Source organism: Streptomyces sp. NBC_01214 (genome assembly GCF_026340975.1).
Lineage (GTDB): Bacteria > Actinomycetota > Actinomycetes > Streptomycetales > Streptomycetaceae > Streptomyces.
The window spans coordinates 5,216,586-5,243,295 of the sequence record NZ_JAPEOS010000001.1; the positions used below are offsets into that span (position 1 = coordinate 5,216,586).

At 68.5% G+C, this 26,710-nt stretch carries 26 protein-coding genes and 4 pseudogenes; 20 read left to right on the forward strand and 10 right to left on the reverse strand.

The features are described from left to right. Positions 1 to 19: 19 nt before the first annotated feature. The gene (locus OG594_RS24530; protein WP_266602435.1) at positions 20 to 487 is read left to right on the forward strand and encodes an NUDIX hydrolase; all 468 of its coding nucleotides are present in this window, start codon (positions 20 to 22) and stop codon (positions 485 to 487) included. A gap of 130 nt (positions 488 to 617) precedes the next feature. On the opposite strand, the gene OG594_RS24535 is transcribed toward OG594_RS24530, so the two are convergent. Genes OG594_RS24535 through OG594_RS24545 form a run of 3 tightly spaced genes read right to left on the reverse strand, consistent with a single transcriptional unit; the run spans position 618 to position 1,704 of the window. Then, the gene (locus tag OG594_RS24535; protein ID WP_266602437.1) at positions 618 to 917 is read right to left on the reverse strand and encodes a hypothetical protein; all 300 of its coding nucleotides are present in this window, start codon (positions 915 to 917) and stop codon (positions 618 to 620) included. Further along, the gene (locus tag OG594_RS24540) at positions 914 to 1,381 is read right to left on the reverse strand and encodes a hypothetical protein (protein WP_266602439.1); all 468 of its coding nucleotides are present in this window, start codon (positions 1,379 to 1,381) and stop codon (positions 914 to 916) included. Before OG594_RS24540 ends, OG594_RS24535 begins: the two co-directional genes overlap by 4 nt. Next, on the reverse strand, positions 1,378 to 1,704 hold the full coding sequence (locus tag OG594_RS24545) for a hypothetical protein (RefSeq protein ID WP_266602441.1): 327 nt from the start codon (positions 1,702 to 1,704) through the stop codon (positions 1,378 to 1,380). Before OG594_RS24545 ends, OG594_RS24540 begins: the two co-directional genes overlap by 4 nt. 760 nt (positions 1,705 to 2,464) lie before the next feature. Between OG594_RS24545 and OG594_RS24550 the strand changes: the two genes are divergently transcribed. From OG594_RS24550 to OG594_RS24565, 4 genes and pseudogenes are all read left to right on the forward strand, one after another. Then, the gene (locus tag OG594_RS24550) at positions 2,465 to 2,797 is read left to right on the forward strand and encodes a hypothetical protein (protein ID WP_266602443.1); all 333 of its coding nucleotides are present in this window, start codon (positions 2,465 to 2,467) and stop codon (positions 2,795 to 2,797) included. Beyond that, positions 2,775 to 3,970: pseudogene (gene tgmC, locus OG594_RS24555) on the forward strand (ATP-grasp peptide maturase system methyltransferase). Before OG594_RS24550 ends, tgmC begins: the two are co-directional and overlap by 23 nt. Before the next feature lie 629 nt (positions 3,971 to 4,599). Next, positions 4,600 to 5,199 carry an RNA polymerase sigma factor gene (locus OG594_RS24560; RefSeq protein WP_266602445.1) on the forward strand — a complete coding sequence of 200 codons (600 nt, stop codon included), beginning with the start codon at positions 4,600 to 4,602 and terminating at the stop codon, positions 5,197 to 5,199. Further along, positions 5,196 to 6,179 (forward strand): hypothetical protein, encoded by a 984-nt coding sequence (locus OG594_RS24565; RefSeq protein ID WP_266602447.1) that lies wholly within the window; start codon positions 5,196 to 5,198, stop codon positions 6,177 to 6,179. Before OG594_RS24560 ends, OG594_RS24565 begins: the two co-directional genes overlap by 4 nt. 203 nt (positions 6,180 to 6,382) lie before the next feature. On the opposite strand, the gene OG594_RS24570 is transcribed toward OG594_RS24565, so the two are convergent. Continuing rightward, the gene (locus OG594_RS24570) at positions 6,383 to 7,009 is read right to left on the reverse strand and encodes a hypothetical protein (protein ID WP_266602449.1); all 627 of its coding nucleotides are present in this window, start codon (positions 7,007 to 7,009) and stop codon (positions 6,383 to 6,385) included. Beyond that, positions 7,003 to 8,514: a hypothetical protein gene (locus OG594_RS24575; protein ID WP_266602451.1), complete on the reverse strand. Its 1,512-nt coding sequence runs from the start codon at positions 8,512 to 8,514 to the stop codon at positions 7,003 to 7,005. Before OG594_RS24575 ends, OG594_RS24570 begins: the two co-directional genes overlap by 7 nt. Positions 8,515 to 9,036: 522 nt before the next feature. On the opposite strand from OG594_RS24575, the gene OG594_RS24580 reads away from it, so the two are divergent. The 5 genes and pseudogenes from OG594_RS24580 to OG594_RS24600 all read left to right on the forward strand — a co-directional run bounded on the left by OG594_RS24580 (position 9,037) and on the right by OG594_RS24600 (position 13,417). Then, a complete protein-coding gene (locus tag OG594_RS24580) occupies positions 9,037 to 10,281 on the forward strand; it encodes a sensor histidine kinase (RefSeq protein WP_266602453.1) in 1,245 nt (414 codons plus the stop codon). Next, positions 10,278 to 10,979 carry a response regulator transcription factor gene (locus OG594_RS24585; protein WP_266602455.1) on the forward strand — a complete coding sequence of 234 codons (702 nt, stop codon included), beginning with the start codon at positions 10,278 to 10,280 and terminating at the stop codon, positions 10,977 to 10,979. The genes OG594_RS24580 and OG594_RS24585 overlap by 4 nt, the downstream gene beginning before the upstream one ends. A gap of 236 nt (positions 10,980 to 11,215) precedes the next feature. Continuing rightward, on the forward strand, positions 11,216 to 12,421 hold the full coding sequence (locus OG594_RS24590) for an alpha/beta hydrolase (protein WP_266602457.1): 1,206 nt from the start codon (positions 11,216 to 11,218) through the stop codon (positions 12,419 to 12,421). A gap of 64 nt (positions 12,422 to 12,485) precedes the next feature. Then, positions 12,486 to 12,719, forward strand: a pseudogene (locus OG594_RS24595) (transcriptional regulator); the annotation flags it as partial. 104 nt (positions 12,720 to 12,823) lie between these two features. Beyond that, positions 12,824 to 13,417 (forward strand): XRE family transcriptional regulator, encoded by a 594-nt coding sequence (locus tag OG594_RS24600; RefSeq protein ID WP_266602459.1) that lies wholly within the window; start codon positions 12,824 to 12,826, stop codon positions 13,415 to 13,417. Positions 13,418 to 13,577: 160 nt separating this feature from the next. Here OG594_RS24600 and OG594_RS24605 read toward each other — a convergent pair whose 3' ends face one another. After that, entirely contained in the window at positions 13,578 to 14,564 is a 987-nt protein-coding gene (locus OG594_RS24605) for an alpha/beta fold hydrolase (protein ID WP_266602461.1), read from the reverse strand. 145 nt (positions 14,565 to 14,709) lie between these two features. On the opposite strand from OG594_RS24605, the gene OG594_RS24610 reads away from it, so the two are divergent. The 4 genes from OG594_RS24610 (at position 14,710) to OG594_RS24625 (ending at position 19,023) form a co-directional block, all read left to right on the forward strand. Beyond that, positions 14,710 to 15,339, forward strand: coding sequence for a helix-turn-helix domain-containing protein (locus OG594_RS24610; RefSeq protein ID WP_266602463.1), 630 nt, complete (start codon positions 14,710 to 14,712; stop codon positions 15,337 to 15,339). A 1,511-nt stretch (positions 15,340 to 16,850) separates the two neighbouring features. Next, on the forward strand, positions 16,851 to 17,486 hold the full coding sequence (locus OG594_RS24615) for a hypothetical protein (RefSeq protein ID WP_266602465.1): 636 nt from the start codon (positions 16,851 to 16,853) through the stop codon (positions 17,484 to 17,486). A gap of 193 nt (positions 17,487 to 17,679) precedes the next feature. After that, entirely contained in the window at positions 17,680 to 18,363 is a 684-nt protein-coding gene (locus OG594_RS24620) for a hypothetical protein (RefSeq protein WP_266602467.1), read from the forward strand. 162 nt (positions 18,364 to 18,525) lie between these two features. Next, complete coding sequence (locus tag OG594_RS24625; RefSeq protein WP_266602469.1) at positions 18,526 to 19,023, forward strand: transposase; 498 nt, start codon at positions 18,526 to 18,528, stop codon at positions 19,021 to 19,023. Between the two features lie 378 nt (positions 19,024 to 19,401). Here OG594_RS24625 and OG594_RS24630 read toward each other — a convergent pair. From OG594_RS24630 to OG594_RS24640, 3 genes and pseudogenes are all read right to left on the reverse strand, one after another. Then, positions 19,402 to 19,695, reverse strand: a pseudogene (locus OG594_RS24630) (transposase); the annotation flags it as partial. Next, positions 19,686 to 19,925: pseudogene (locus OG594_RS24635) on the reverse strand (IS701 family transposase); the annotation flags it as partial. The pseudogenes OG594_RS24630 and OG594_RS24635, both read right to left, overlap by 10 nt. Positions 19,926 to 20,232: 307 nt before the next feature. Next, positions 20,233 to 20,553 carry a hypothetical protein gene (locus OG594_RS24640; protein WP_266602471.1) on the reverse strand — a complete coding sequence of 107 codons (321 nt, stop codon included), beginning with the start codon at positions 20,551 to 20,553 and terminating at the stop codon, positions 20,233 to 20,235. Positions 20,554 to 20,947: 394 nt separating this feature from the next. Between OG594_RS24640 and OG594_RS24645 the strand changes: the two genes are divergently transcribed. From OG594_RS24645 to OG594_RS24670, 6 genes are all read left to right on the forward strand, one after another. Beyond that, positions 20,948 to 21,160, forward strand: a complete 213-nt coding sequence (locus OG594_RS24645; RefSeq protein WP_266602473.1) for a hypothetical protein — start codon at positions 20,948 to 20,950, stop codon at positions 21,158 to 21,160. 358 nt (positions 21,161 to 21,518) lie between these two features. Beyond that, entirely contained in the window at positions 21,519 to 21,659 is a 141-nt protein-coding gene (locus OG594_RS24650; RefSeq protein WP_266602475.1) for a hypothetical protein, read from the forward strand. Between the two features lie 148 nt (positions 21,660 to 21,807). Next, positions 21,808 to 22,068, forward strand: coding sequence for a hypothetical protein (locus OG594_RS24655; RefSeq protein WP_266602477.1), 261 nt, complete (start codon positions 21,808 to 21,810; stop codon positions 22,066 to 22,068). Beyond that, positions 22,068 to 23,723, forward strand: coding sequence for a hypothetical protein (locus OG594_RS24660; protein ID WP_266602479.1), 1,656 nt, complete (start codon positions 22,068 to 22,070; stop codon positions 23,721 to 23,723). The genes OG594_RS24655 and OG594_RS24660 overlap by 1 nt, the downstream gene beginning before the upstream one ends. A gap of 591 nt (positions 23,724 to 24,314) precedes the next feature. Then, positions 24,315 to 24,731, forward strand: a complete 417-nt coding sequence (locus OG594_RS24665; protein ID WP_266602481.1) for an SRPBCC domain-containing protein — start codon at positions 24,315 to 24,317, stop codon at positions 24,729 to 24,731. Positions 24,732 to 24,811: 80 nt separating this feature from the next. Beyond that, a complete protein-coding gene (locus OG594_RS24670) occupies positions 24,812 to 25,639 on the forward strand; it encodes an IS5 family transposase (RefSeq protein ID WP_266603160.1) in 828 nt (275 codons plus the stop codon). Positions 25,640 to 25,777: 138 nt separating this feature from the next. On the opposite strand, the gene OG594_RS24675 is transcribed toward OG594_RS24670, so the two are convergent. Next, positions 25,778 to 26,710, reverse strand: a 933-nt coding sequence (locus tag OG594_RS24675; RefSeq protein ID WP_266602483.1) for an IS701 family transposase, incomplete at its 5' end; no start/stop codon positions are given.

A 26,710-nucleotide genomic window follows, 5' to 3' on the forward strand; every position in this document is an offset into this window, starting at 1 on the left:
CAGCCCGAGGAGCCCCGAGATGAAGAAGGACCACTTCGAGGACCCGAAGGCGCCGGCCGCCAACCGACTGTGGCCAGTGGTCAACGTCGCGGTCCGTGACGCATCGGGGAGGCTGCTGCTGATCGAGCGCTCCGACGACGGGTACTGGGCGCTGCCGGGCGGCATGGTGGACGTCGGCGAGAGCTTCACGGCGGCCGCGGCGCGCGAGGTACGTGAGGAGACGGGATACGAAGTCGAGGTGACCGGATTGGTGGGTCTGTACTCGAACCCCGGGCATGTGACCTCGTACGACGACGGCACCGTGAGCCAGGAGTGCTCGATGGTCTTCCGGGGCCGAGTCACAGGCGGAACGGGAGCAGTGAGCGAGGAGTCGTCAGCGGTCGTGTTCGTGCCGACGGAGGATGTTGCCGCACTGCGGATGCATCCATCGATGCGGCTCCGTGTCACCCATGCCTTGGCAGCGCGTACTGAGCCGTATCTTGGCTGACTGCGAGCTCCGCCTCGTAGCTGACGCCGCTCATGACCTCTTCCCCACCTCCCAGGCTTGAGCATCCGGGGCTGTGGCGACCGGCCACCCGGGACGGGGTGTGATCCGTCCTGACCGGTTGTTCGGCGTGTCATGTGGCGCGTGGGTGCACTCTTCGCGCGGCCTCGCGGATGGCCTCCGCATACGGGGCGTCGAAGGCGCGGACCTTCGGATCGAGATCGCCGAACGGGACCAGCGCCTCATGAGCGCTGTTCACCGTCTGCATCCACGCTGACCAGGCATCGTGGACGTCTTCGTCGGTAACCTGCTCCCCCTTGGCTTTCAGCAGCACGGCGTACATGCGGAAAAGGGCAGCCGATTCCTCAGGAGGCTCGGCGTCCGAGGGGAGGCAGGACCGGATCAAGGCGGCGAGGGAGTCGAGGTAGGTCACACGGTCAGTGTGCCCGCAAGCAGGAGGAGATGTGCCGTGACGAACACCAGGGGCACGACGCGTTCGGATGTTCCGAGCTCGGCGTAGTGCTTGCGCCAGTCGGCGATCGGAACGCGTCGCAGGGCCTCCCACTCGTCCGCGAATATCTTGACCGGGAGAATTTCCTCGATCTTGTTTATGCCCCGGAACTTCGCAGTGTTGAGGTCTCGGTAGCTGCGGAGCTGGAGCCACCAGGTGGCGGACAGGGTGACGCCGGCCAGAGCAACGGCGAGCGCCGCCCACCAAGGGGACTTGGCGAGCTCCGGGAATCCGAAGCTGACGAGGCCGACGAACGCGGTCTGGACGGACAGGAAGAAGGCGTTGGCGGTCCCGCGGCGTGCGGAGACGCGGTCGGCCATCTCTACGGCGAGCTTGTAGAGCTCGAGGATCTCTGCACGCTGGACCGGGTCGGGAGTCGTTGTCACCGGCCCCCTCCGACCGGCGTCTCAAGGTTGGGCCACGTCCAGTGGTAGAGCTTGTCGTCGGCCTGTGCGGTGGTCGGCTTCTTGCCGGTCTGGCTGCTGTACCCGTTCAGCAGGAAGTAGTCGATTCCTTCCTCCTGGGCCACCCGGAGCTCGATGGCCACGCCGACAGCGCGCGCTTTGGCCTTCCCGCCATATGGCGCCTCCTTGATGGACCAGTCATCTACCTCGAGGGGCGAGTCGGGGTTCTTGGCCTGCCCGATCAGGAGATCCTTGAGACTCTTGTCGTAGTCGTAGTCGAAACTGACGAACACTCGCTTCGGCACCGGCATCCCTTACTCCAAGTGGAAGTACCTGCACGCATCGTAAGGGTCGGTGCGGACAGCGGTCATCGGAACGGAGACTTGGAGCGGACGGCATCGACGAGCTGCTGGAGTCCCCGGATTCGAACTACGTGCCCAGACTCGTCTGAGCAGCTGCGCGCGGGACGGTGCGGTTCGGAAGATCAGATTGCCTTGGGCTGGGAGTCGGCGAGGTCGTTCAGGACTGCGTTTACTCACGGGCCAACACATGTCCAGGGTGTCGCGGTCCGGGGCGTGAGCCTCCCGGATCTCGGCGCGCGGATGTACGAAGTTGCGGTACTTGCGCAACTCGTGGCAGCGCTCGACGTCGGTCCCGATCCAACCCGCGTCGTGACAGGTCTTCGCCATTGGCGACCGTCCTCGGCCCGCACCAACTCCTTCCCCAGTCCCTCGCTCGCGAGCGGCGGGTCCTCACCGTCCGCGTCCCGGCACAGTTCAGGGGACACCACCCGTCCAGCCCTTCCGGTAGCGGCGGCGGGGCGGCCTGGGGCACGTGGTCGAGGGTGAGCAGGATGCCGTCTGGCCGGTCGACGGGGCGTCGTACGGAGGCCGGCAGGCTGGCGAGCCACAAACGCTCCCGCGAACGCCGGTCGTCCCGTAGACGCTGGTGGCTGCTTTGGACGATCTCTCGCAAGAAGCCGATCAGTCCGGTGGTGTGCCCGATGACATCAGAGCTGTTCGCGGCGCGGGTTGTCGTCCGAGCACGCGTTGTGGAGAGCTGAGCTTGCAGGTGTTCGCCAGCCGCGTCCAGACACCGGACGGCGCCCTGGACTGGCGCCGTGGCGACTGGAACAAGCTGATTCACACCCCCATCGCCGTGCCCGATCCCATCGCCGCCGCCGCGCATGACTACCTGGCATCGTTTGGTCTGGTCTTCGGCTGCTTCGACTTCGCCCTCACCGGCGACGGGGACAACGCGGAACACTGGACGGCCATCGAGTGCAATCCGAACGGACAGTGGGGCTGGCTCCCGGATGCGCCAGCCATCACCGAGGCGTTCGCCGACATCCTCACCAGAAAGGAGGCGGCAGGCCATGACAATGCCCGCCGACCTTGAGACCGACGCCGCCCAGCTGCGGCAGGCGATGGCTGGCTCCCTCGCCGAGGACGGCGCGCTGGCCGATCCTGCATGGCGGGCGGCCGTGGAGCGGGTGCCGCGGCACCGGTTCGTGCCCGGTTTCTACCTGCCCGCCGACGAACGAGACGGCGTCGGCCTGACGGTGTGGGAGCCGGTCACCTCCGAACTCGACTACGGCCGGTGGCTGGCCGCCACCTACACCGACACCACCCTGATCACCCAGTTCGACGGCGACGAACCCGACTGGAAGCAGCCTTCCACCCGGCACGGCGGGGCACCCACCTCCTCATCTACCCTGCCCTCTCTCGTGGTGCGGATGTGGGCGGATGCAGATGCACGAAGGGCAGCGGGTGCTGGAGATTGGTACCGGTACTGGCTACTCCCGGCGCTCGCCTGCGAACGCCTCGGCTCCGCAGCGGTCACTTCGATCGAGGTCGACCCCCACCGGCTCGCCCAGGCCGCCGACGCCCTCTACGGCCTGGGCTACACCCCCACGCTCGCGGTGGCGGACGGATTGCACGGGTACTGGCCCAAGGCAAAGTTCGACCGGATCGTGGCCGCCTGCTCGTTCCGCGCCGTGCCGCCGGCTCTGCTCGCGCAGACCCGACCGGGCGGGAAGATCCTGCTCACCCTCTCCGGCTGGCTCTACGGATACGCACGCGTCCTCCTCACGGTCGGCCCTGACAGGACCGCTGAGGGCCAGTTCCTGGAAGGCACGGTCTCATTCATGTCGGCACGCACGCGGCGCCCGTGTTCGGCAACCCCGACCACTGGGCTGCCCGAACCGGCGACGACGGCCGCCTCGCGCGGCACTCGCCGCCCGGGATCACCGCTGCCACCGAAGAGGCGTTCCACCTGCGGTTCCTCGCCCAGAGCGCGGTGCCTGACGCGCAGATGACGACCGTGGGGGAGGTGGTGCACCTGGTCGACGTCGTCACCGGCTCCGCCGCCACCCTCACCCCCGACGATAACGGCGGGTGGGCCGTGCGCGAAGGCGGCCCGCTCAAGCTGTGGGAGCGGATCGAGCACGTCTTGGACGCCTACGACGCGGCCGGCAGGCCCGGGCCGGAGAGCTTCACCCTGCACGTCTACGACAGCGGACAGCACCTGCGTTACCCGCAGATGCCCGGCCTGCCACTGCCCAGACCATGACGCGCCCATACGTGCCGTGCGCCCGGCGGGAGAGACCGCCCCCGCCCGGCGCACGGCGTTTCAACCACGCAGCGTGCCCCGGCTTCGCGCCCCGAAACCTCGTCGAGCTTGGCGGCGGCCGAGGCGACGGCCAAGTCCACGCCCGCCCCCGCCCGCGGACGGCCCCGACCGGCCGGGTCCGGCTTGCACGCCCTGACCACGCCGCCATCCGCGCGGCCCGAGTCCGCGTCCCGGCTGTGGGTCTCCCCGATGGTGGCCCGCTCCCGCTCCACCACTGCTGCGCCTGCGTGGTTCAGGCTCTACCTCTCTGACCTGCGCAATGTCACAACTTTCCTGATTCTGCGCTCTGTTGCTGCACATGTGGGTCACAGCAACGGTAAAAGCGAAGGGGAGTAGGGTGGATCCGATTGTGGCAGGAGCGGCGGCGACCGTTCTCGTCAGCTTGGTGAGTGGGGCGGTGAAGATCGCGCACCGCTGGTTGAGGACGGAGGTGGAACTCGCGCGTATCGCGGATGAGGGGATTACCGCGAGGATCCGGTATGCGGCGCCCCGGGGAGCCATGCAAGAGTCGGCCAGGAACCGACGTATTTGGTTCGCTCCTGAGTCGCATGGGATCGGGGGTGGCTGTGATGGAGGATGCCGCCAGCCCTGAACTGCTTGTGGACGGGATGCCCGTCGTGCACCCGTTGGAAGCACCGGCAGTAGCGCTGCCCGGCCGCGAGCTGGCGGAGGCGCTGCACCACGACCAGTACCCCGCGCTCGTCCGCTTCCTGCTGTTCGCCGGGGCGTCCTGGCCGGAAGCCCAGGACGCCGCGCAAGACGCGTTCACGAAGATGTGCACGCCGGGCCTGACCATCAGCCGACCCAAAGCCTGGCTGCGCACCGTCGCCTGGCGGTCATGGGTCAGCCAGAAGGTCAGGCCGGAAGACGCCTTCGCGGAGTTACCCGAACCCGAGGTCAGCCTGCGATGGCACACGCCAGCACAGGCTGCCGAGATCGGGGAGGAAGCACGGCAGGTGATGGCTCAGCTCTTCAAACTGCCCTCCAAGCAACGTGCTGCCTTGGCATGGAACCTCGACGGCTTCACCACCGAGGAGAGCGCGCGGGCCATGGGCACAACGCAGGTTGCTGTTCGCCAGAACCTTTCACGCGCTCGCACGGCGCTGAAAGCGGTATTCCAGCTTCACAGCGAGTACCAGGACGACGAAGCGCCGAAGGGAGAATCATGAGCAACGATGCACCCCGCAGCGGTGCCGGCGCGCACAGCAGCACTCTGGAAGCCTTGCTGGTCTCAGCGCACCAGGACGTGGGCAGGGCAGTCCTCGACCGGCTGGCAGCCCAGGGAGGCGTTCCTGAGCTTCGGGACTCCGACGCCACGCTCGCCCGTATGCTCTGGTCGGCCCACCAGGCAACCGGCGCCGCAGTAGCAGGGCGCCTGAGCCGCGAAACGATCGATACCGACGAGGAACGGCACCTCCCCTCGACAGCCAGGCTGCCGACACACGGACCGCTGACCAGTCGGCTTGCCTCGGTACGACTGAAGTACCGACGAGAAGCGCTCCGCCTCGCCCACAACTACCGGCCCACCGATCTGACCATGGTGATCCGGGCGGCGCTCTCGACCGTCGAATCGCTCATCCACCTTCTGGAGGCCGACGAACTCCTGCCGGAGACACATCGCTTCACGATGAAGCTGGAGCAGCAGCTCGCTCAGATCGACCTGCCGGCTCCTCAGGAGCGCCGCCGACCGGACCAGACCGGAGCCGACTACCTCACCGAGGTAGAACTGCTCCTCGAATCCCAGAGCGCTCCGCTGTTCCACGACCTGCACAACGCCCAGCATCTTCTCGGAGGCGAGCTCGCTGCCCTCCTCCGCGCGGCAGACTCCGAAGCGGACTTTCTGCTGGGTGCGGCCACCGTCGCACAAGACCTCGTCGACGACCTGGAACAGGCACACGGCAAGGCACAGGCACTGTGCCGCGCCGTGGCCGCCGTGGAGAGGGCAAGCAGCGACTTCGTCGGCGAAGACCTCAGCCAGGCCAATCTGCTCTGCGTACCGCTCAAAGGTGTCCGCTGGGACGCCGCCACCCTCTGGCCCGAAGAATGGGAAGGGGTGATCCGTCGGGCGTCCATGCCGGCAGGTGGAGAAGAGGGGGTACTCATCGTTGCCACCGAGCCGCACAGCAGTGCTGTATCAGCTGACGTATAGCCACCACCGCGATGGTGCGGTTTCCGGCCTGCTGCCGCTGGCCCGGAGGCCTGTTGATGGCCAGTCCCGCGCCCATCAACGCGACGACGATGCGGACCTCCGTGAGGTGCCACTCAGCGGGGCTCAGGGGGGAACTCACGGAATGTCGCACAGAGCGGGGCACCGCGCTGGGGATGATGGTCGTCAGGAAGCAGGCGGCGCCCCTACGCGCTGCGGAACAGCGGTTTGCCCTCCCGCAGTCGGCGGCAGACCCGTTGGTAGCTCGGGCGGCGGAGCTTCGGCGGTCGTCCCTGCCTGGCCCGCTTCGCGCCGCCGTCGTACACCTGCGGGACGAGGATGTCGCGGGCCGCCCGAAGCTGCTCCTTGGGCGGGTGGTAGGACTCCACCTCCACCTCCAGCTCGCCCGAGCGGTAGGAGGCGGACTTGTCGTACAGCACCAGCGCCCGGGCATGTACCTTGCCCTCCACCTCGAAGGTGTAGTCGTTGTAGTAGCCGTAGACGATGCCCTCCGCCCGCAGGTCGCCTCCGATATACACCGAGCCCCAGGAGACCAGGTCGCGCACCACCAGGTCGCCGAGCACCACCAGCATGCCGATGTCGGAGACGTAGTCGTCCAGGAAGCCGTGCACGATCAGGTCGCCGTCGACGACCAGCGCGATGTCGAGGTCGAGGTCCTCCGGAACCACCAGATCGCCCTGGTGGTGGTACCACGCGATGCTCGTGTCCTGGAGGTAGTCGGCCATGTTGGCCTGGGGGCCCAGCCGCTCGGCCACCGCGGAGGTGTCGGCGAGCCGGTCGAACCGGGCCCGCCAGGAGGACATGGTCAGCACGAGGTCTCCGTTCCGGCCCGGAGTGCCCGGACCTCCAGCATGGCGCGGGCCTGCGCGGCGTCCGAGGCGTCCGTGCCCGCCGCGATGGCGGCGAGCACGGGCTCGGGCAGGGCGGGATTCTTCAGCATGCCGTATTGGCGCACGCCCGCCTCGGCCCAGGCCAGCAGGATCTCGACCGGGGTCGCCGGGTTTTTGGCGATGTCGTTGAGGAGGCCGGTGTCCTCGGCGCGGGCGGGATCGCGGACGAATTCGGCGAGCGCCTCCGGTGGGGTGTGACGGTTGGCGACGGCGCGGCGCAAGTAGTAGATCGGGCTGCGTGCCATGGCGGCGAGCACGTCCCCCAGCGGCTCGGTGTGCCGGGCGTCGTCGATCGCCGCGAAGCTCTCGACTTCCGCCTTGCCTGACACCGTGCCCGCACAGTACGTCAGCCCGAACTCGACCAGTAGGTCTGCCGGCCAGTTCGGCTGGTCCATCGCGTTCCCGGGGTGGAAGTACGGCCACAGGCCCAGTGCGTGCAGTGCGCGCAGTGACTCGGGCGGGGTGGCGGGGTGTTCCAGTGCCGCATACGTGAGGCGCTGGACGTCCTGCTCCTGCCCGTGCGCGATGCTCTCGCCGTCACCGAACGAGCGCGTGATCGTGTCGACCAGCCGGGCGAGTGTCTCGGGCGGGGCCGTCGTGTTCTGGCTGATGGCGGCGAGCACTGCCAGGCTCTGGTCGCCGGCCAGTTCGGTGAGCTGCCGGACGGGGGTGAATGCGTTGGCCGCCGCGGCGGCCCGGACGCACGGTTCGGGGTCGGTCGCGAGTCGGGCCAGCACGGCCGGGGTGCGGTTGTGGCACTGCCGGCCCATCAGCTCCCGGACGCGGGTGTCGGGGTCCTGCGCCACGGCGTCGAGCAGCGGCGCGAGTTCTCCTGCTGAGCGCTTGGTGACGGCGGTGCGGCGCACCCCGGGGTCTGGGTCGGTGAGGTCCGCGTCGCCGGCGTGGCCGAGTGCGGCCACCACCCGCCGGACCCGCGCGTCCGGGTCGGTGGCAAGGGCCCGCAGGTGCTCCGGCCGGGCGTCGATCCGCCGGACCAGGGTCAGCCGGACTTCGGCGGAGGTGTCGGTGACCAGCAGCGCGGCCGCCTTACGCGGGAGTTCCTCACATCCGGCCAGGGCCCGGCGCACCGCTGCCGATCCGTCCCGGGCCAGCGCTTTGAGCGCCGTCTTGGGGGTCGCGCGGTGCACTGCCACCACCCGGCGCACCGACTCCTGCGGGTGGGCGGCGAGCTCGGCCAGCCGCTCGGCCGAGGTGGCCGGGTGGGCGGCGAGCGCGCGCAGCACCCCGAACCAGTCGGGGCCGCCCGCGACGGCCCGAACGGCCACCTCCTCGGCCAGCTCGGCCGGCAGCCCTATCCGGGACGCCACGATCCGGGCCGTCCCCGGAGCCTGCGCTGCCAGCTCCCGCAGCCGTGAGAGCGGTGTGGCCGGGCGCCACGCCTCCGCGACCTCGCCGTCGATGTCCATCCGCACCCCTTCTTGACGCGCCGCCCCGGGTGGGTGGCCCGGGCCGGGCGCCAGGCTGCCCCGGGTGCGCCCGATGGGTCGCATCCGGGGACGGCATCGACGTCACCGACCTGGGGAGGATCCTGACACGGGGCTCTGACAGCGCCTCACACGGTCCGCCCGGATGGTCAGACCGGGCGTTCACACAGCCGTCGGTGGCCCGTCGGCAGGCGTTGATCGGCTCCGGGGCGCAGGGCGGCAGCGCGGCGTCATGTCGTGGGCCTGCTCGATAAGCGTCTCGTCCCCCTGAAGAGCTACATGCTGGTATGGCTCTCCAGCGGGATGCTGACCAAGGGGCTGCCCCGTAGGTTCGTTTACGGATCTCGGAATGGAAGGCGTCATGAACGAGTGAAACGATCTGCGCAGCTGCGGCGGGGGTTGCCGGCCGTCTTCGTCACCGGGCCTCTGCATGTCGGCGCGTTCGCTGAACGCCTCGCTTCCGGACACCCCGCCGGAGTACTTGCGATGTCCGATAATGAGCACGTGCCCGAGACGACCACCGCGATGGCGGACCTCCCCAGCCTTCGCATCCTGCGGGCTGACCTCATCACCATACGAGGCTGCCCTATGCCACCTCTGGCCTGGCCCCGTTGGCTACGCTGGCTACCCCACGGCCTCGTGTTGCTCGCAGCCGCTCTGACTGCCGCGGCGGCGGGCGCGACCGCCCCGATCTCGGCCATCGGGCACGCGGCCATGCTGGTGGTGGCCCTGCGCTGGCCGACGTCCGCCTGGTGGCTGTCGATGGCCCTCGTCACCGGTATCACATTGGAGTATCCGCCCACCCACGACACTCAGATCTACGTGTGGATGGTGCACGCAGGGGTCCTCTTCCTTCTCGCGCTGCGGGTGCGCTTGCTCTCGGCGATCACAGCGGCCGTACTTAGCACCCTGCTGGCTGTTCTGCTGAAGCTGTCCGGCTGTTCCGTCGGCTCATGGAAGATGATCACCGGGGCCCTCGTGCTGTTCGCTCTGGCCGTGCTCATCGGAGCCGTGGTACGCGGCCGCCGCGAGGACCACGCACGCCTCACCGAGCAGATCGCCGCCACAGCCCGGGAACGAGCACTGCGCACTGTCCTGGAGGAGCGAACTCGGATCGCACGCGAGCTGCACGACGTCGTGGCCCATCACCTGTCACTCATCTCCATCCAAGCCGATGCCGCGCCCTATCGGGTCCAGGCTCCACCACCAGAACTCGTCACTGAGCTGGCCTCGATCCGCGCCAACGCCCTGGAAGGACTGGCCGAACTGCGCCACATGCTGGGTCTGCTGCGGTCGAACGGCCCCGGCGACAGTACGACCGGCACCAGCCCGCAGCCCTCTCTGGCACAGCTTGACGGGCTGCTCGGCAACGTACGCGCTGCCGGCCTTCCCGCGACCACCCGGATCGAGGGCACTGCCCGCCATCTGCCCCCGGGCGTGGAACTGTCGGCCTACCGCATCATCCAAGAAGCCCTCAGTAACATCCTGCGCCATGCCCCCGGTGCCGAGACGAGCATCGAACTTACCTATGCGCGAAATGCGTTGGGTCTGAGGGTCGTCAACGGGCCTGCCGCACTCCCTGCTGCCCCCTCACCCGGGGCCGGGCACGGTGTCATCGGTATGCGGGAGCGCATTGCAATGCTCGGCGGTGATTTGGCCGTCGGCCCCACCCCCGACGGCGGCTACGAGGTCAGCGCGACGCTGCCCACTTGTATCGCGCCCGCCGCCGGCAAGGAGACCTGCGCATGACCATCCGCGTGCTCATCGCCGACGACCAGGCCATGGTCCGGGACGCCTTCTCCGTCCTGCTCGGTGCCCAGCCCGACATCAAGGTCGTTGCCACCGCCGAGGACGGCACTCAGGCCGTCGCCCGGTCCGCGGAACTGGCACCCGACGTGATCGTGATGGACATCCGGATGCCCGGCCTGGACGGCATCGAGGCCACCCGCCAGATCACGTCGACGCCCGGAACATCAGCGAAGATCCTCATCCTGACCACCTTCAACCTCGACGAGTACGTCTACGAGGCAATGCGCGCCGGGGCCTCCGGATTTCTGCTCAAGGACGCCTCCGGCATCCAGCTCGCGGAAGCCGTAAGGGTAGTGGCCCGGGGCGAGGCTCTACTTGCACCCGACATCACCATGCGGCTCATCGCCGAATTCTCCCGCGTGAGTCCTGGTGCCAAGCGGCCGACCGGCGTGCGCATCGATGCCCTTACCGACCGCGAGACCGAAGTTCTCGCACAGGTGGCACAGGGCCTCTCCAACGCGGAGATCGCCCAGGTGCTGGTCGTCGCCGAGGAGACGGTCAAGACGCATGTGGGCCGCATCCTGCGGAAGCTGCAGCTGCGCGACCGCACCCAGGCCGCCGTCTTCGCCTACGAATCCGGCCTGGTCGCCCCCGGCGACGGTGCCCGCTGGGCACCGTCGCTTCGGGCCGCCCCGTAGACCGGCGTGCCCATGCCGATCCCAGCCCCTGGACAGTCCCGACCTGCGACGGCATGCGGTCATGCCTGCCGACAGCCGGAACGGCTCCTCGGGTGTCGGCGTAGCCCTGGAGAGCTACTCGGCAGGTTGGCCCCTCCGGGGGACGCAGATCACCGGCTCTGAAAGCGAACCTTATGGCGTCCAGTCCGGAGGCACCGTCCGCCTCCCGCACCACGCCCACCTCAAGGACCGCAACCATGTCCATAGCCCGACACCCTTCACCTGCCTCGCAGGCCACGCCTCCTGGCGGGATCAAGAGGTTCCTGAGTGTCGTCGCCGCTTCGATCGCCTCGATCTTGGCCTTCCTCACAGGCGCGATCATGCTGGGCGCATACTTTCCGGCCATCCCCAAGGCCGGCGTGATCGGCCCGGTCGTCGGCGGACAGTACCCCTTCCACCTGACGCTCCTCGCCCTGGCCGGCGCTGCCCTGGGAGCCCTGGCTTGGCGCAGCGGCCTGGTGCGCTGGGGGCGTGTCCTCACCGCGGTGACCGCTCTGTCGACCACCGCCGGTCTGGTCATCGGCAGCATTCAGTTCGTTGCCGCTCGCGACGCCGGTACGAAGATCTCCTTCAGCCAGGTCTTCGGCCAGCTCGCCTCCTCCGGGGGTGCCACGCCGGACACAACCCAGATTTATGCCACCCGTGACGGCGAGGCACTCGAAGCAGATATATATCTGGCCGGGAAAGGCCGGGGGAACAAGGCGCCGGCCATAGTGCTCGCCCATGCCGGAGGCTTCCACACCTTCGACAAGAGCGACCTGCGTGGTACCGGCCGTTGGCTGGCGGACCACGGTGTGGCCGTGATAGCGGTCGACTACAGGCTGGCCTCCCCCGACCGCCCCACGTGGGACAAGGCCCCGCACGACCTCATGACCGCCCTGGGCTGGGTGCAGCACCACGCCGACCAGTACGGCATCGACAGCTCCCGTATCTCGCTGGGTGGCATGTCGGCCGGCGGCACCCTCGCCATGAACACCGCTTACCGCCTTCAGAACGGCACCATGCAGGCCACCGACGGGACCACCCCGAAGCCGCCATTCTCGGTGGTCGGCTTCTACCCCGGCACTGACGTCGACAACATGTGGAAGGACGACGTCGCGGGCACCCGCGAGGCCGCAGAGCTGTTCACGGGCGGTACGCCTGCCCAATACCCCGAGCGCTACCGCGAGGTCTCCCCGACCACCGACGTTCGGACGGGTCTGCAGCGCACACTGATCGTCGTGGGAGACCGCGACCGCAGCGCCCGCCCCGAAACCATCAAGGACTTCGGCGCCTCACTCCGAGCCGAAGGCGTCGATATCACGGTGAAGGAACTGCCTTTCGCCGAGCACGCGTTCGATGACGTCTACGGCAGCCTGACCTCACAGACCAGCCGCCAGATCCTCCTGGACTTCCTCAGCTAAGACGCGTAGCACCGTCCTGCGGTCGCGGTCGCGGCACGATCTCAGCCGGCCTGTACCCGCTCGCGTCCTCTCCGACTGCGTCGTCTACCCGTCCCCGGGCCCCTCGCCGCTGGACTTCCTGCCGTACGCGGCGTCGGGCAAGCCCCTGATGGGCGGCTTCCGTCTCGGCCCGACCCCGGGTCTGGCGAAGCTGGAAGGGGTGCAGGGGATGGCATGGGCGGTGGACCTGATGGAGAAGGGCCTCAACCCCGCCCGCCACATCAAGGGCGGCGACGCCGTCCTCGACGACGGCGAATAGAGAACGAGAACCCGGTGTGGCCTCCGGCGGCGACGTGCCGGAGGCCACATCCGACCGACCGCTCACCGTGTACGACCCGGACACCTGTCAGGAGCTGAACCGCTGTGGGAGAGATCGAGGACGCCATCGTCCGCGCCGACCAGGAGGCCTTCACCAAGGACTCGCCCAAGACCCTGAAGGGCCGGATCAGCTTCCTGCTCAAGCAGCTCAAGACCACCCGCGCGGTTGCCGCGGAGCTCGGGGTCAGCCAGCGGTCGGTGGAGCGCTACCGCAAGGGCGACCGCAAGACCCCGCCCCAGCGCGTCGCGGACCGCATCGACACGGCCGTACGGGCCCGCTGGCAGCCCGTGGTCCGCGGCCGCCGCCGCAAGCAGGCGGCCGCCAGCACCGGCATCACGGTCGAGACCCGGGCCCGGTTCGGCTACACCGCGCCCGTCGGCACCACCGACGACGGCCGGGTGCGCCGCCTCACCGTCCACCTCCCCGCCGCCTACGCCCAGCGCCTCTTCGACGCCCGCGCCCAGGGAGCCGACAACCGCGAACTGCGCGCGATCGTCGCCGAGGGACTCCAGGAGATCTACTTCAAGGACGGCGGAACCCGAGCCGACGAACTCCGGGTCGAGTTCACCGACATCGACTACTTCGACGTCTCCTTCCGAACCCCGCCGTCGACGGTGCGCCCCATGCGGACGCGGTGAGCCGCTGCACGGTAGTTGTCATACAGGCGCGCTTGTCGTCACTGGCGCAGAGGAGTACGTGCGCTGGGGCTGTTGGGTATCACCGAGCAGACCGGCATGTGTCACCTCGGCGTGGCCCGCCCAAAACGCACTGCCGTACTGCTGTGGTAGCCCGCTTGTTTCAGCTCTGGATCGTGGCGAGCCAGTTGGTCAGCAGGCGGTTGACTTCGTCGGGGCGTTCCTGCTGGATCCAGTGGCCGCAGCCTTCGAGGATGTGGGAGGCGGACAGGCGGGGGAGGGTGGTGGGGTGGGCGTCGATGGCGTTCGACATCCATGTGGTGGAGGCGTCCAGGGTGCCGCCGATGAACAGGGAAGGCTGTTTGATCGGGGCTCCGCGGTGCGGGGCGAGGTCTTCCCAGTCGCGGTCCATGTTGCGGTAGCGGTTGAGGGCGCCGGTCAGGCCGGTGCGCTCGAACTCCTCGGCGTAGATGTCGAGGTCGTCCTCGCTCAACCATGCCGGGAGCGGGGCGGCGGGGAATCGGTCGCGCAGAAGGCCGCCGTGGGCGACGAAGTGCGGGTGGGGTTCGTCCTCAGCGGGCATGGTGTCGGCGGACAGGGCCGCGTAGAAGCCGGCGAGCCAGCTCCGGACGTCGGGCTCGATCTCCGCTTCGGCGCGGCCGGGCTCCTGGAAGTAGGAGACGTAGAACTCCTGCTCGGGGCCGCCGATCTGGCCGAAGATGTCGGTGGGGCGCGGGCCACCGGGCGGCGCGTAGGGGACGCTCAGCAGGCCGACGGCCCGGAAGATTCCGGGGTGGATCAGGGCGGAGGTGGCGGCGATGTTGGAGCCCCAGTCGTGGCCGACGATCACCGCGTTGTCCTCGCCGAGGGCGTGCACGACGGCGACGTTGTCCTCCACCAGGTCGAGCATGCGGTAGGCGTCGGTCGCGGCGGGCTTGGAGGAGCGGCCGTAGCCGCGCACGTCGATGGCCACTGCCCGGTACCCGGCCGCGGCGAGGGCCGGGAGCTGGCGGCGCCAGGAGTACCAGGACTCGGGGAAGCCGTGCACAAGCAGGACCAACGGGCCGGTGCCCTGCTCTGCCAGGTGCAGGCGCCCGGCTGGGGCCTCGATGGTGTGGTGGCGGAGTGCGGCGCTCGGCTCGGATCGCATGGGGGATTTCTCCTCGGTTCGCGGGCGGTCGGCGGGAACCTGTCGATCATGCGGCGCTGCGGCCACTCGGCGCGATCGACGTTGCCATTCTGGCAAGGTTGCAGGACAGGGCGGTGAAGTGACTTGACGGGAAGGAACGGGGACGGTGGCTGGTGATGATGTGTCCCAGATGTTGGCGGTGATGGGGCCGCGGCTGCGGGGCGTGCGCGAGCGCCGTGGCGTCACGCTCGCAGATGTCAGCCGCGCGACCGGCATCTCGCCCAGCACGCTGTCGCGCATCGAGACCGGCCGGCGCAAGCCCACCCTGGAGGTGGTGCTGCATCTGGCGAAGGAGTACGCAGTCGCCCTGGACGAGCTGGCCGGCACCGCACCCGCCCCTGCGGCCGAGCCCCGCAGCACGGCGCCGCACAGCTTCGGCGACGACAAGGCGGTGCTGCCGCTGACCCCATACGTCGGCGGCCTGCACGCCCACAAGCACGTCCTGCCAGCCGGCGCACAGTCGCCCGCACGGCCCCGACAGGTGTCCCACGAGGGCCACGAGTGGCTGTGCGTCCTGTACGGACGGTTGTGGCTCGCACTCGGCAACCAGGACCTCGTCCTGACTGCCGGGGACGTCGCCGAGTTCGACACCCGTATCCCTCACGGAGTCGCGAACGCCGGATCCGCCGGACCGGTCGAGTATCTGATCATGTTCGGGCCCCAAGGAGAACGTCCACGGCTGCGCACCCCTCCGGCCGCCGGCCGCGGGACCGGTGACAGGAAGGCTGCTGAATGAGCAGTTGTGACAAGCCGTGTGCCTCGGCGGTAACAACCACGCTGCTTCGTTCGCCACGTCATCCGGCTCTTCCGGTGACCAATACTGAGCTTCGGCTCAGAACGCGGGGTGTGGGTGGGCGCAGCCGGGTTCGAGCGTGTCAGGTCCAGGCGCTGCCTGGACCTGGGGTGCAATGACAACTGCGGGGAGCGGCCTTCGGACGGGCTGTTCTCAGCCCCGTTGCGCTGCCGACTGCGGGCAGGAGCACGGCTGCCGTCACACGTCGCCGGTTTCCGTGCCCGGTCGGCAGCATCCAGCCGGGACGCGGCCGACCAGGCCGCCGTGAGGCGACGCCCTTTCCGCCTTACACTTTGACCGCTTTGCCCGGCACCCCCCGCCGGTCTGGGCGCGGCCCCGACCCGGCCCTCCCCCCGGCCGGTCGGGGCCCTTATGTCCTTCCGCGCGGCGGCGTCTTTGCCGCGCAGCCCAGGCAATCAGGTCGGCTGAGGGGGAGGGAGCCTCGTCAAGCTGCACCGCGCGTCATTGCCTCGTTCGGGGGAACCAGGCTGTGGTGGCCAAGCCTGTGGGCGGACAGCGGCGAAGACGGCGTGTGCGGGGATACCGGAAGGTCCCGTTCCCGCGCCGGCCGTGCGGGGTCTCCGTGTGAGTCCGCCGTATCCCGTTTCCAGGTTTACGGAAACGTGCAGGCTGTTGTCAGGCCACCCGTCTGTGGCGTCAATCGTGTGCGGCCTCTCTGGGAACGAGAAAAGATCGTTGTCGCCAGCGCCAATACCTGGAAGAGAGACGCGCTGCTCACTCATGACCGAATCGATTAGACGCAGCATTTCCGGCAGAGTCTTGGCGTGGCAGTAGGTATTTCCGGATTGAACGTTGAGAATCAAACTGTTCCTCTTTAAATATCGGACATTCTCGCCCGGAAGCCCAAAGATATGGACTCGATGTCCCGCCCGAAATAGAGTCCACGCGGGTCGGGTTGTCCTTTGAAGACAATCGGCGAATCGGCAATGACTGAGGCGCAAGTTAGTGAGATTGAACTCGTGATGTCGATGGAGTGCTCATGGGCCTGATGCTCAGGCGGTTTCGGCGAGGCGGCCGTCAATGAGGTGGCTGCGGTACTGGATGTGTCTTGGCGGATGCGCTGGACGAGGTGTTCGGGGGGAAGGCGACGTTGGAGAGTCATCCGCGTCGCTGGAGGGACCGTATCCCTTCCATCGGGTGGTCAGGTGCGTAGGGCGTCAGGTGGTAAATGGTCAGCTAAGGGCTGTCCCGTAATCCCCGGCAGATCAGCGCACGGCGTCAGATGCGGTGCATCGCAAGGCGGAGAGGCGTCCTCATACTGGGCGTATTAGGGCGTTCCGACAACGCAGCGAGGTGCCGTAGCTGTCGTCGTGCGCCCGCCGGGGATTACGGGACAGCCCTTAGTCGCGCGACGTGGCGAACTCTCGCAGGCCGCCGGCCTTCTGGGCGCTGAGGTGATGAGTTTGACTTTACGCACGTGCGACAATGAGCAGGTGATCGACCCCTCCGACATCGAACTCGATTCATTTCTTAGAACCTGGTACGGGCCTCCAACGCGAGAGGCGGCCCGCCTACCTCGTTCCTATGACTGGCTCCCCGAGCCCTTGAGGGAGTGGCATGGTCTGACCAGTCAGTGGGATGTAAATCTGGTGCATTCAACTGCAATGGTGGCGCCTCAGGAGATTCATATTGCAGGTGACGGTAAGGCGATTTTCATGGTTGACCCAACGGGTGATTGGCGTTGGGCATTCGACTCCAGTGACCCCGAAAAAGTCTTCGATGGTAGCTCGCGTGATCCATGGATTCAGAGTTCGGAAGGGGTCCGGGAGTTTCTTATGCAGAATACCGTGCGAGAAGTGATAAATCGCCCCCGAGTTAAGTCTCTGTGGGCTTTCACCGTGCCCGACGAAGCACTGGTGCAGGTTACGTCGTCGATGGGGGAAGTTCAGTTTTCCCCATGCCGCTGGCCCGAACCCGGGTTCCGGTTCTTCATGGGGCACGGAGCTCTTGCGGAGGTGGTGGATTGCATTCACGGACCTGGTTGGCAGGTCAGATTTGTGGCGGCAAGTCCAGAGGTTTTCGCAGGCATTGAAAATATGGAAGGCGTTGATTGGAGGAGTTCGGAGTAAGCGTATCTGTAGGATAAACTGTCCTTTACGTCCTGGACGCCAAGCAGGACGGTGGGCTCGCCGAACCCCGAGAGGTCTGGACCAGCGGTGCCGGGAATTTCAACGCCGGCAATGCGAAGTGGGCCACCGGCGATTTCAACGGTGACAAGCGCACCGACGTCGCGGCTGTCTACGCCCACGGCGACGGAACAAGGTGGCCGTGCTCGCGGGCGACTTCGACGGCGACAAGCGCGCCGACGTGGCCGTCGTCCATGACCACGGCGGTGGATCCACCGGCACGACCACCTTCACGAGCAAGCCGGACGGTACCTTCAACGCCGGGCTCGACAGCTGGCGCTCGGCCAGCGGCTGGCACAACGCCGCCGCGCAGTACCAGGTGGTCGATTCCAACGGCGACGGTCGTTCCGACATCGCCGCCGTGTACTTCAACGGCACGGTCGAGACGGCGATGTGGACCTTCAAGGCGAAGGCGGACGGCGGCTTCGAAGCGCCGTTCAAGTCCTGGTCCGCGACAGGCCAGGCATTCCAGTCCGCCCGCATCGAGTCCACCGGAGGGGACTACAACGGCGACGGCCGCGGTGACCTGGCCATCGTCTACGACTACAGCGGCGCCACCGGCACCCACACCTTCACCGCCAAGCCCGACGGAGGCTTCAACGCCCCCCTCGCCAGCTGGAAGTCCGGTGACGGCAACTGGTGGGCCATCAGCAGCGGCGCCCCGATCTCCGGGGACACCGACGGTGACGGCCGGGCAGACATCGTCATGATGTACAACTACGCGGCCGGCGACACCAGGGCCTTCACCCTGACCAGCCGACCCGACGGCGGCTTCGACGGCGTCCGCGCATCCTGGTACGCCGCACCCGGCATGTGGTAACCGAAGGAAGTTGACCCATAAAGCCCCACCTCTCTCCATGGACGAGAGGTGGGGCTTTGCCGTCCGTTGCCCCGGGGCAACGGCCCTGTGAGGTTGTTCCGGTTTGGCGGACATCTGGCGATCTGGGCGTGTACCCGGGAAGGGATGTCCATGATGGAGAGCATGGCGAACAGGAAGCCGCGGAGGCCGCGGCGGCAGTTCACGCCGGAGTTCAAGGCGGAGATCGTGGAGTTGTGCCCGAGTGGTGACAGGTCGGTGCCCCAGATTGTCAAGGACTTCGATCTCACCGAGACAGCCATGCGGTTGTGGGTGGCCCAGGGGCAGGGACAGGAAAGCGTGCCCAGGGCCCAGGAGAGCGGCCACCGGGCACCTCGGCACCCGCAACGGCCATCCCACCATCCACCTCGACGATACCCCCATACGACTTCCCGGCCCGCTCGCGCGCGCCCTGGCCGAGCACGGCATCCCGGTCCGCCCGGCCCGCACGACTGCCCTGGTCCAGTTCGCCCAGGACATGCCACCCGCGGTCCTGGCCCCGTTCCTCGGCCTTCACGTCATCACCGTGCTGCAGTGGCGACGACGAGCCGGCACCGACTGGACCGCCTACCTCCAGGCGCGCACCCGTGCTCTGGCGTCCAGGCGGCCCGCCCGAAACGGTGATCGTCTCTGGTGAATTCGGCCACCCTGCTGGGTGAGTCGCCCCGATTCCTCCCTCCCGGCCGACCCCGTTCCGACTGCAACCCGAACGTGATCAAAAACCTGATGCGGCGTGGCCTGCCCACGCTCGCTTTTACAGTCTTACCGCTCCTCGCCGCCACAGTTCCGGCCACTCCAGGCGAAGCGGAGATCGGCCGTCACCGAGATTGCGTCCAGCCTTGCTGGCGCCGCCGCAGTGCACGTACCCGAGGGACCGTCAGCGCCGGCACTTGGCCAGGGCTTCAGAATGGCGGCTCGTCGGACCAGAGGAGCGCTGTCGGCACGAGAGGTGGAGGGAGGCTCGTGGGCAGGAGGATGGTCAGGGCTTCCTAAGAAGTCATCTCATTTGGCGAGTCGGCGGTAGCAGATGAGGGTGCAGGCGATGCTGGTGAAGGCGAGGAAGTGCTCGGCCTTGCGTTCGTAGCGGCGGTGGAGTCGGCGACAGCCGGCGAGCCAGGCCATGGTTCGTTCTATGGTCCAGCGGTGACGTCCCAGCCGCTGCGAGGGCTCGATGCCCTTGCGGGCGATGCGGTGTGTGATGCCGCGCTGACGTAACCATTTCCGCAGGTGGGCGTAGTCATAGCCCTTGTCTGCATGGAGCTTGCCGGGCTTGCGCCGTCGGCGTCCACCTCGTCCGCGTTCCAGTCGCACCGGTTCAACAGCCGGTGCATCCGGTCGGGAGCCGCGTGACCAGCCTCCTCGGCAAGCGTCCAACCGTTCTTGCGCTCCAGCGGAGCTATCAGCCCCCGCATATAGGCAAGAGCCGACTCCCGCGGCTCCGACCTGGCAAACCGATGCACGAAACGCTCATGCAACTCGACCAGACCCGCCGCCCACGACCCGACATCGCCACGATCTCCACCCATAACCAGGCCAACGAGCAACCTGGCCACCAGTCACGGCAAGCACCGTTGCAGTACTAAGACGCGAGGCCCAGTAACGCCTTCGGCCGAGTACATGGCGAGGACTGGTGTCGGGGGAGCGCGGCCCTAGAAGTCGAACCTGATCAGCTCCTGGCCCATGCTGGAGCCAAATGGTCTGTGCCGCGTTTTCAGCAGCGGATCAACGGCGGGCAGGGGAGCGCGGTCGCGCGTTTCTCTTCAGCGATCCGCTGCCGATCCCGGTTCACGGCGTTTTCTCGGGCTTCGAGAGAGACCGCCTGGCCGTGCGTGATCACTGCCGTATCGGTGACGGGGCCAGCGAGTACCGGATGGGGGAGCGGGTCGACCGGGTGGGCAGGTGCAGGCGGGCGACGCCTGCCGGGAGTTCGGCGCGCAGCGCTCCATGCCAGCGGATCCACAGCGCGGGGTGTCCGCGCAGGGCTTCATCTCGGAGCTTGTCCACGGCGGTTCCGTCGTCCTCACGGTCGATTTCCACAGCGATCGCAGTGCCGTCCCCGCGCAGCAGTCGGAGGTCCAGGTACGCGGACCTCGGCGGCGACCAGCAGGCACGGCATCCTCCGGCCTGCGGGCGCGGCGGGTCGATGTAGCGCATGGCCGCCTCCGGCACGGAAATTCCAGCCGGAGGCCTGCGCACATGCCGTCACCGCGTGCGTGATGGCATGAGTCGCCTCTTTGGCGGTCAGGCCGGCGAAGGCGAAGCGGGTCTCGGTCAGGTAGGCGCGTTAGGGGGGGGGTGACGCTGACCAGCGCAAACGGCCTCTGGTGATGAATCGCGAGGCGTCGCGTTTGACTGCTCTTGACCGCTGGGATCCGCTCTTTCTGGGACGGATGTGGCACGGGCTTTCATCCGCTCTGACGGGTCGCGTTACCGACCCCGCACCCGACAACACTGTCACCCAGATGGCCCAACATAACGTGCCACCCACATGGGTGAAGATCAAGCTGGCTAGTGCCCCAACCGAGGCAATCTGTGAAAGGCGAACCAAATGCGCATTCGACGAATCCTCGCCGCGGTCTTCGCCACGGCAGCCCTCGCCGGACTCGGCCTCACAGGCGCCGCCACCGCCGCCACCGCCACCGCCATCGCCGGGAGCGTCACCCCGGGTGAGTGCACGGACAACGGCGGAACGATCGACCGGTCGACGCCCGTGCTCCCGACCTGCAGGGGCGGTATGTACGACGGGCAGACGGTCGACTAAACCCCACTAGGGCCCGTTGCGAAAGTGGATCGGCGCCCCGCAGCCACGCGTTGCGGGGCGCCTCCCTCGCGAGCGTTCTCCCTCGGCTGACGGCTCAACGTACCTGGGAGGCGTGACGATCGCACACGGGCCCGATGAGGTCGGCGGGAGCGGCTTTGGGCTGGAGCTGCCATGGGGCGAGAGATAGGGGCCCGTACGCTGGTCGCGAATCGGGCAGTCTCTAGGGCAGCACCCTGTCCGGCCACACCCGGGACCACCTCGACGCAGTCGCTGCCGAACTCAACAGCCGCCCACGCAAGACGCTCGGCTGGGAAACCCCAGCCGAGCACCTGTCTAAACTGCTCGCCACCACACATCGGTGATCACTGCACTGTTGCAACGACCTCTGGAATTCGCCCATTCGCCGGGCCCTGAGGACGGCTTTTCCGGGAGCGATTTCCGGTGGGTGTCGCAGAACCTGGTGGCGCTGGTGGCGGGGTGCGGCGCCGTGAGCGGCTGACGTCCGAACCCCGCGGACGGCGGGTGAATCTGTCGTTCAACGAGACGGAGCTGGAGGTCGTGCGGCTGGCAGCCGGCCGGGAGGGGATGTCGCCCGCGTCGTGGGCGGGACGGCAGGTGATGGCAGTCGCACAAGACAAGAGGTCCTGGTGCCGGTGTCCCAGGACGCGGGGGACGTCCTGCGCGAGCTGGTCGCGGCCCGGGTGCACCTGCACGAGACCGTCACCGCGCTGCGCGCCCTGACCACGGCGGCCCCGCCCGGTGCCGGGGTTCCGGATCCGGCCGTGGGCATACCGGGTGCTGGTCTCCCTGACGCGGCTGTGCGGGTGTTGGAGGAGGCGCTGGGGGCGGTGGCCCGGGTGAATGCGGCCACGGCCCAGGTGATGCGGGAGAGGCGCCCCCGCTCGTGATGCCGAAGAAAGCTGCGGGCGGGTCGACGACCGCCGAGCTCCTGGACTACCTCTTCGGCCCCGGGCAGCGCGACGAACACACCGACCTGCACCTCGTCGCCGGCTGGGATCCGGACCTGCCGTGCCCGGCCCGCCACCCGGAACGCATCACGCGCGCGGACCTGGCACTGCTCCTGGACGCCCCCGTCGAAGCGCTGCGCGGCGTACGGCCGGCGGAACACGTGTGGCATGTCTCGGTCCGCAACCACCCCGACGACCCCATCCTGTTCGACGACCAGTGGGCACAGGTCGCCGCCGCCATGGTGCACGCCGCCGGGGCCGCCGAACACGGCGACGAACACGCCTGCCGGTGGATCGCCGTACGCCACGCCACCGACCACATCCACATCCTCGCCACCCTCGCTCGACAGGACGGCCGCCACCCCCGGCTGCGCGGCGACATCCTCGCCATGCACACCGCCGCCCGCGTCTTCGAAGCCCGCTGGGGCCTGACCCCGATGTCACCCCTGGACCGCACCGCGCGCCGCAGCCCGGTCACCGGGGAGACGGCGAAGGCGGCCCGCCGCGGCCTCGCCGAGACCGCCCGGGAGTCCCCGCAGCGCACCGTCCGCAGCGCGGCCGCGCTCGCGCAGGGCGACACCGATTTCCTCGACCGGCTCCGCGACGCGGGCCTGCCCGTACGCGAGCGCCACGGCGACGACGGCACCCTCGTCGGGTACTCGGTGGCCCTGCCCGGCGACCGCGCGGACCGAGGGTCCCGTCCGGTGTGGTTCGCCGACTCGACCCTCGCCTACGACCTGTCCCTGCCCCGGGTCCGCGAGCGCTTCACCCCGCACGTCACCCCCGCGGACTGGGCGCTGGCCGAGCACCGGATCCGGGAGGCCTCCGCACTCCTGGGCCGCGCCGGACAAGCCTCCAGCGCGGGTGATGTCGCCGCCCTCGGCGACCTCCTAGCCGTCGCCGCCGCACACTCCCCGGCGCTCGTCCGCGACCGCGTCCGGGCGGCCGCCGATGCTTTCGAGCAAGCCGCCCGCGCCCCCGGAGCCCGCTCCCTGGAAGGCCGCGCCCGCGCCGGATGGCGGGCCTCCACCCGCGCGTTGGAGCACGCACCGAGCGGCGCTCGCTCAATCCCTCGCCCCCCTCCTCGATCATCAAGCCAGGGGAACGAAGCAGCGTGCGTGGTCTGTCGGTGGATTGGACGGCGGGTGTGTACTGGAGGTCTGCCGCGTCGAGGGGGAAGCGTGCCGAGTACGCCGAATCCTGGTGCACCCGAGCCGGAGCGCCAGGATCAGGAGTGGCTGAGTAGCAGGAAGGTCGCGAAGCTGTGGCCGGTGCGTGAAGTGTGGCTGCCGGACGCTGCTCGTCGGGCGGATGTCCGCGTCCGCACGTCGAGCGGGCAGAGCCTGGGCACGTGGGGGTCAGGCCCGACCTCCTACTACTTTCATGCCGGGGACGTGGGCAGGGCCACACTGGAGTTCGCCGAAGGACGCATCGACATCCCGTCAGGCTGGCGCACCGACACGGCCATCGGCCGACTGCGGGAGTTTTGGTTCAAGGCGCTGGTCTATGGTGCCGCCACGGTCGCTGTTGGTGCCGTCGTGGCCGCGGTCCTGGGATTCCTGGCCTTCGTCGTATTCGCCCTGGCAGTCGAGTAACTGTCGGAAACCCCACCGCCCGACAGTCCCGCCTCCAGGCAGGCAGGACGGCGTCCGCGGCCTGGTGCGGGTAGCAGCCCTGTCCCGGCGGGTCGGCCTGTCCGGGAGGCCGGCCGGCCCGGCGCGCGGTTCCGGAGGCGGGCGCCGGGGACTTCCCCCGCCAGGGCGAGGGCAGCGGCGGGATCGTGCCGGCCCGCCACTGCCCTGAGCATGCTGCAGCCGGGGCCGGTGAGGGGGGTGGATACAGGTGTTGCGTCCGGGGCCGCCGTCGAGGTGTTGCCGTCGTCGCCGAACTGGGTGTCTTTGCCCTTCTTTCAGGCGGCTGCCGGCCTGCCGGATCCGGCTGTGAGCGCCCCCGACGCCGGTATGCCGGATGCGGTCGTGCCGGTGGTGGAGGAGGCGTTGGGGCGGCACCGCACCGTCCAGGTCTTGACCGACTGAACTGGCCCACCTGTGAACCCAGGGTCAGCTACGAGCAGTGCTGCGCGTACCTGCGACAGGGTGGGTCCGGGCTTCTACCATGGAGGGGTCCGCTGTTGCTGCCGCATGTCAGGGGGCGTGATGACTCAGGATGGTGCGCTCAGGCTCCGTATGGTGCGGACGTTCCCGGCAGCGCCCGGGGTGGTGTTCCAGGCCCTGACCGATCCCGTGGAGCTGGCGAAATGGTGGGGGCCGGACGGGTTCGGCATTCCCCGGGTGGAAAGCGATCTGCGGCCCGGTGGGGTCTATCGGATCGAGATGCAGCCGCCCGAAGGGGATTCCTTCTTCCTCACCGGCGAATTCCTGGAAGTGGAGCCGCCCGCCCTGCTGTCGTACACCTTCTGCTGGGAAGACCCTGACCCCGATGACCGGGAGACGATCGTGATCCTGGAGCTGCACGACGACGGCACGGGCTCGACCCGGCTCGTCTTCGTGCAGGGCGGCTTCGCCACCGCGGGGCGGCTCGCCCTGCACGACGAGGGCTGGTCCCAGGGCTTCGACAAGCTTGAGGGGCTGTTGAGGGCCTGAGGGGCTGGGGCGGGCTGAGCAGCCTGAGGGGCTAGGGTCTGTCGTCAAAGTGATCTTGCATTGTGGATCATGGTTGGGTGATACGTCGCCATGAACTGTCGGACGCCGAGTGGGAACTGGTGCAGCCGTTGCTGCCTCGGCCTGTGCTGGGGCGGCCGCGGCTGGACGACCGGACGATCCTGAACGGGATCGTGTGGAAGTTCCGGACCGGGGTCGCCTGGCGGGACGTGCCTGACCGGTACGGGTCGTGGGCCAGCCTCCACACCCGTTTCCGCAGGTGGGCAGCTGACGGAACCTTCGATCGGATGCTCCAGGCCGCGCAGGCGCAAGCAGACGCGGCAGGCGACATCGAGTGGCTGGTCTCGGTGGACTCCACCGTTGTCCGTGCCCACCAGCACGCGGCCGGGGCCCGAAAGGGGCTCCGCAGCCCGGCCCTCGGCCGGTCCCGCGGCGGACTGACCAGCAAGATCCACCTGGCCTGCGACGGCACGGGCAGACCCCTCGCGTTCGTCCTGACCGGTGGGAACACGAACGACTGCACCCAGTTCACCGCCGTGATGGACGCGATACGAGTGCCCCGGACCGGACCGGGCCGACCGCGCATCCGGCCCGACCACGTCATCGGCGACAAGGGCTACAGCTCGAAGGCCATCCGTACTTGGCTGCGGCGCCGCGGCATCACGCACACGATCCCGGAACGGTCCGATCAGGTCCGCAACCGTGCGCGGCGCGGCAGCCGGGGCGGCCGGCCGCCGGCCTTCGACAAGCAGGTCTACAAGCACCGCAACGTGGTGGAACGGTGCTTCAACCGACTCAAGCAATGGCGCGGCATCGCGACCAGATACGACAAGACCGCCCAGGCCTACCAAGCAGCCGTCACCCTCGCCTCGCTCCTGATGTGGGCGTGACACTTTGACGACAACTCCTAGTAGTGCTTTGTTAGCTGGTGTCGTAGGGCTGTCGGGGGACGGTTTGTTGGCAGGTGGGGCAGGTGCCGGTCCAGGTGGCGATGAGGTGTTGGAGGAGGTCCAGGGCCTGGTAGAGGGTCAGGCCCTGGCAGGGGCTTTTGGGGTCCTCCGCTGTTCGGTCAGGAACAGATGGGCTGCGGTCACGAGGGTGACGTGCCGGTGCCAACCGACGAAGGATCGGCCCTCGAAGTGGTCCAGGCCCAGGCAGGTTTTCAGCTCGCGGTAGTCGTGCTCGATCCGCCAGCGGGACTTCGCCAGGCGGACCAGGTCCTTGGCGGGAATGTCGTCGGGCAGGTTCGAGACCCAGTACCTCACCGGCTCGGCCTCGTCCTCGGGCCACTGGGCGATCAGCCAGCTGAGCGGGATCGTGCCGTCGGCGGCGGGTTTGGGCCGTCGGCCGGCGAGGCGGACCCGCAGGAGCACGAAGTGCGAGCTCATCGCCGCCTTGGAGCCCTTGCGCCAGGTCAGGGTCCCTCCCCGGTCTCGGCCCGCGGCCATCACGTGTTCGCGTAAGGAGACCGGGCGGGTGCGGTAGCGCGGCAGCGGGCGCGGCCCGAGCCCGCTATAGGCGGGCTGGTGCGGTTCGGCGTCCTTGCCGTGGGCGGTCATCTCGCTCTTGACCTGCAGCACGTAGGCCAGACCCCGGTCCTCCAGGCCGTGGCGGAAATCGGCGTTCGCGCCGTAACCGGTGTCCGCGACCAGCGCGGCGGGCCGCAGACCAGCGCCGGCCAGTTCGTCAAGCATCTCCAGCGCGAGCTCCCACTTCGGGCGGTGGTGCTCGGTATCGGGGATCCGGCAGGCCTTGCGCCGCCCGGCCGCCTCGGCCCTGTCCCAGCTCTCGGGCAGGAACAGCCGCCAGGACAGTGGGCACGAGGCTATGTCGGAAGCGGCGTGGACACTGACACCGATCTGGCAGTTGCCGACCTTGCCCAACGTGCCCGAGTACTGTCGCGCCACCCCGGGTGATGCGGTGCCGTCCTTGGGGAAACCGGTGTCGTCCACCACCCACAC

What these genes read in the sequence shown, in the direction of transcription:
- OG594_RS24530 (WP_266602435.1), top strand. Translation starts at nt 20, where the DNA reads ATGAAGAAGGACCACTTCGAGGACCCGAAGGCGCCGGCCGCCAACCGA.
- OG594_RS24560 (WP_266602445.1), top strand. Translation starts at nt 4,600, where the DNA reads ATGGAGGATGCCGCCAGCCCTGAACTGCTTGTGGACGGGATGCCCGTC.
- OG594_RS24565 (WP_266602447.1), top strand. Translation starts at nt 5,196, where the DNA reads ATGAGCAACGATGCACCCCGCAGCGGTGCCGGCGCGCACAGCAGCACT.
- OG594_RS24575 (WP_266602451.1), bottom strand. Translation starts at nt 8,514, where the DNA reads ATGGACATCGACGGCGAGGTCGCGGAGGCGTGGCGCCCGGCCACACCG.
- OG594_RS24585 (WP_266602455.1), top strand. Translation starts at nt 10,278, where the DNA reads ATGACCATCCGCGTGCTCATCGCCGACGACCAGGCCATGGTCCGGGAC.
- OG594_RS24590 (WP_266602457.1), top strand. Translation starts at nt 11,216, where the DNA reads ATGTCCATAGCCCGACACCCTTCACCTGCCTCGCAGGCCACGCCTCCT.
- OG594_RS24605 (WP_266602461.1), bottom strand. Translation starts at nt 14,564, where the DNA reads ATGCGATCCGAGCCGAGCGCCGCACTCCGCCACCACACCATCGAGGCC.
- OG594_RS24625 (WP_266602469.1), top strand. Translation starts at nt 18,526, where the DNA reads ATGGCGAACAGGAAGCCGCGGAGGCCGCGGCGGCAGTTCACGCCGGAG.
- OG594_RS24640 (WP_266602471.1), bottom strand. Translation starts at nt 20,553, where the DNA reads ATGCGCTACATCGACCCGCCGCGCCCGCAGGCCGGAGGATGCCGTGCC.
- OG594_RS24645 (WP_266602473.1), top strand. Translation starts at nt 20,948, where the DNA reads ATGCGCATTCGACGAATCCTCGCCGCGGTCTTCGCCACGGCAGCCCTC.
- OG594_RS24660 (WP_266602479.1), top strand. Translation starts at nt 22,068, where the DNA reads ATGCCGAAGAAAGCTGCGGGCGGGTCGACGACCGCCGAGCTCCTGGAC.
- OG594_RS24665 (WP_266602481.1), top strand. Translation starts at nt 24,315, where the DNA reads ATGGTGCGGACGTTCCCGGCAGCGCCCGGGGTGGTGTTCCAGGCCCTG.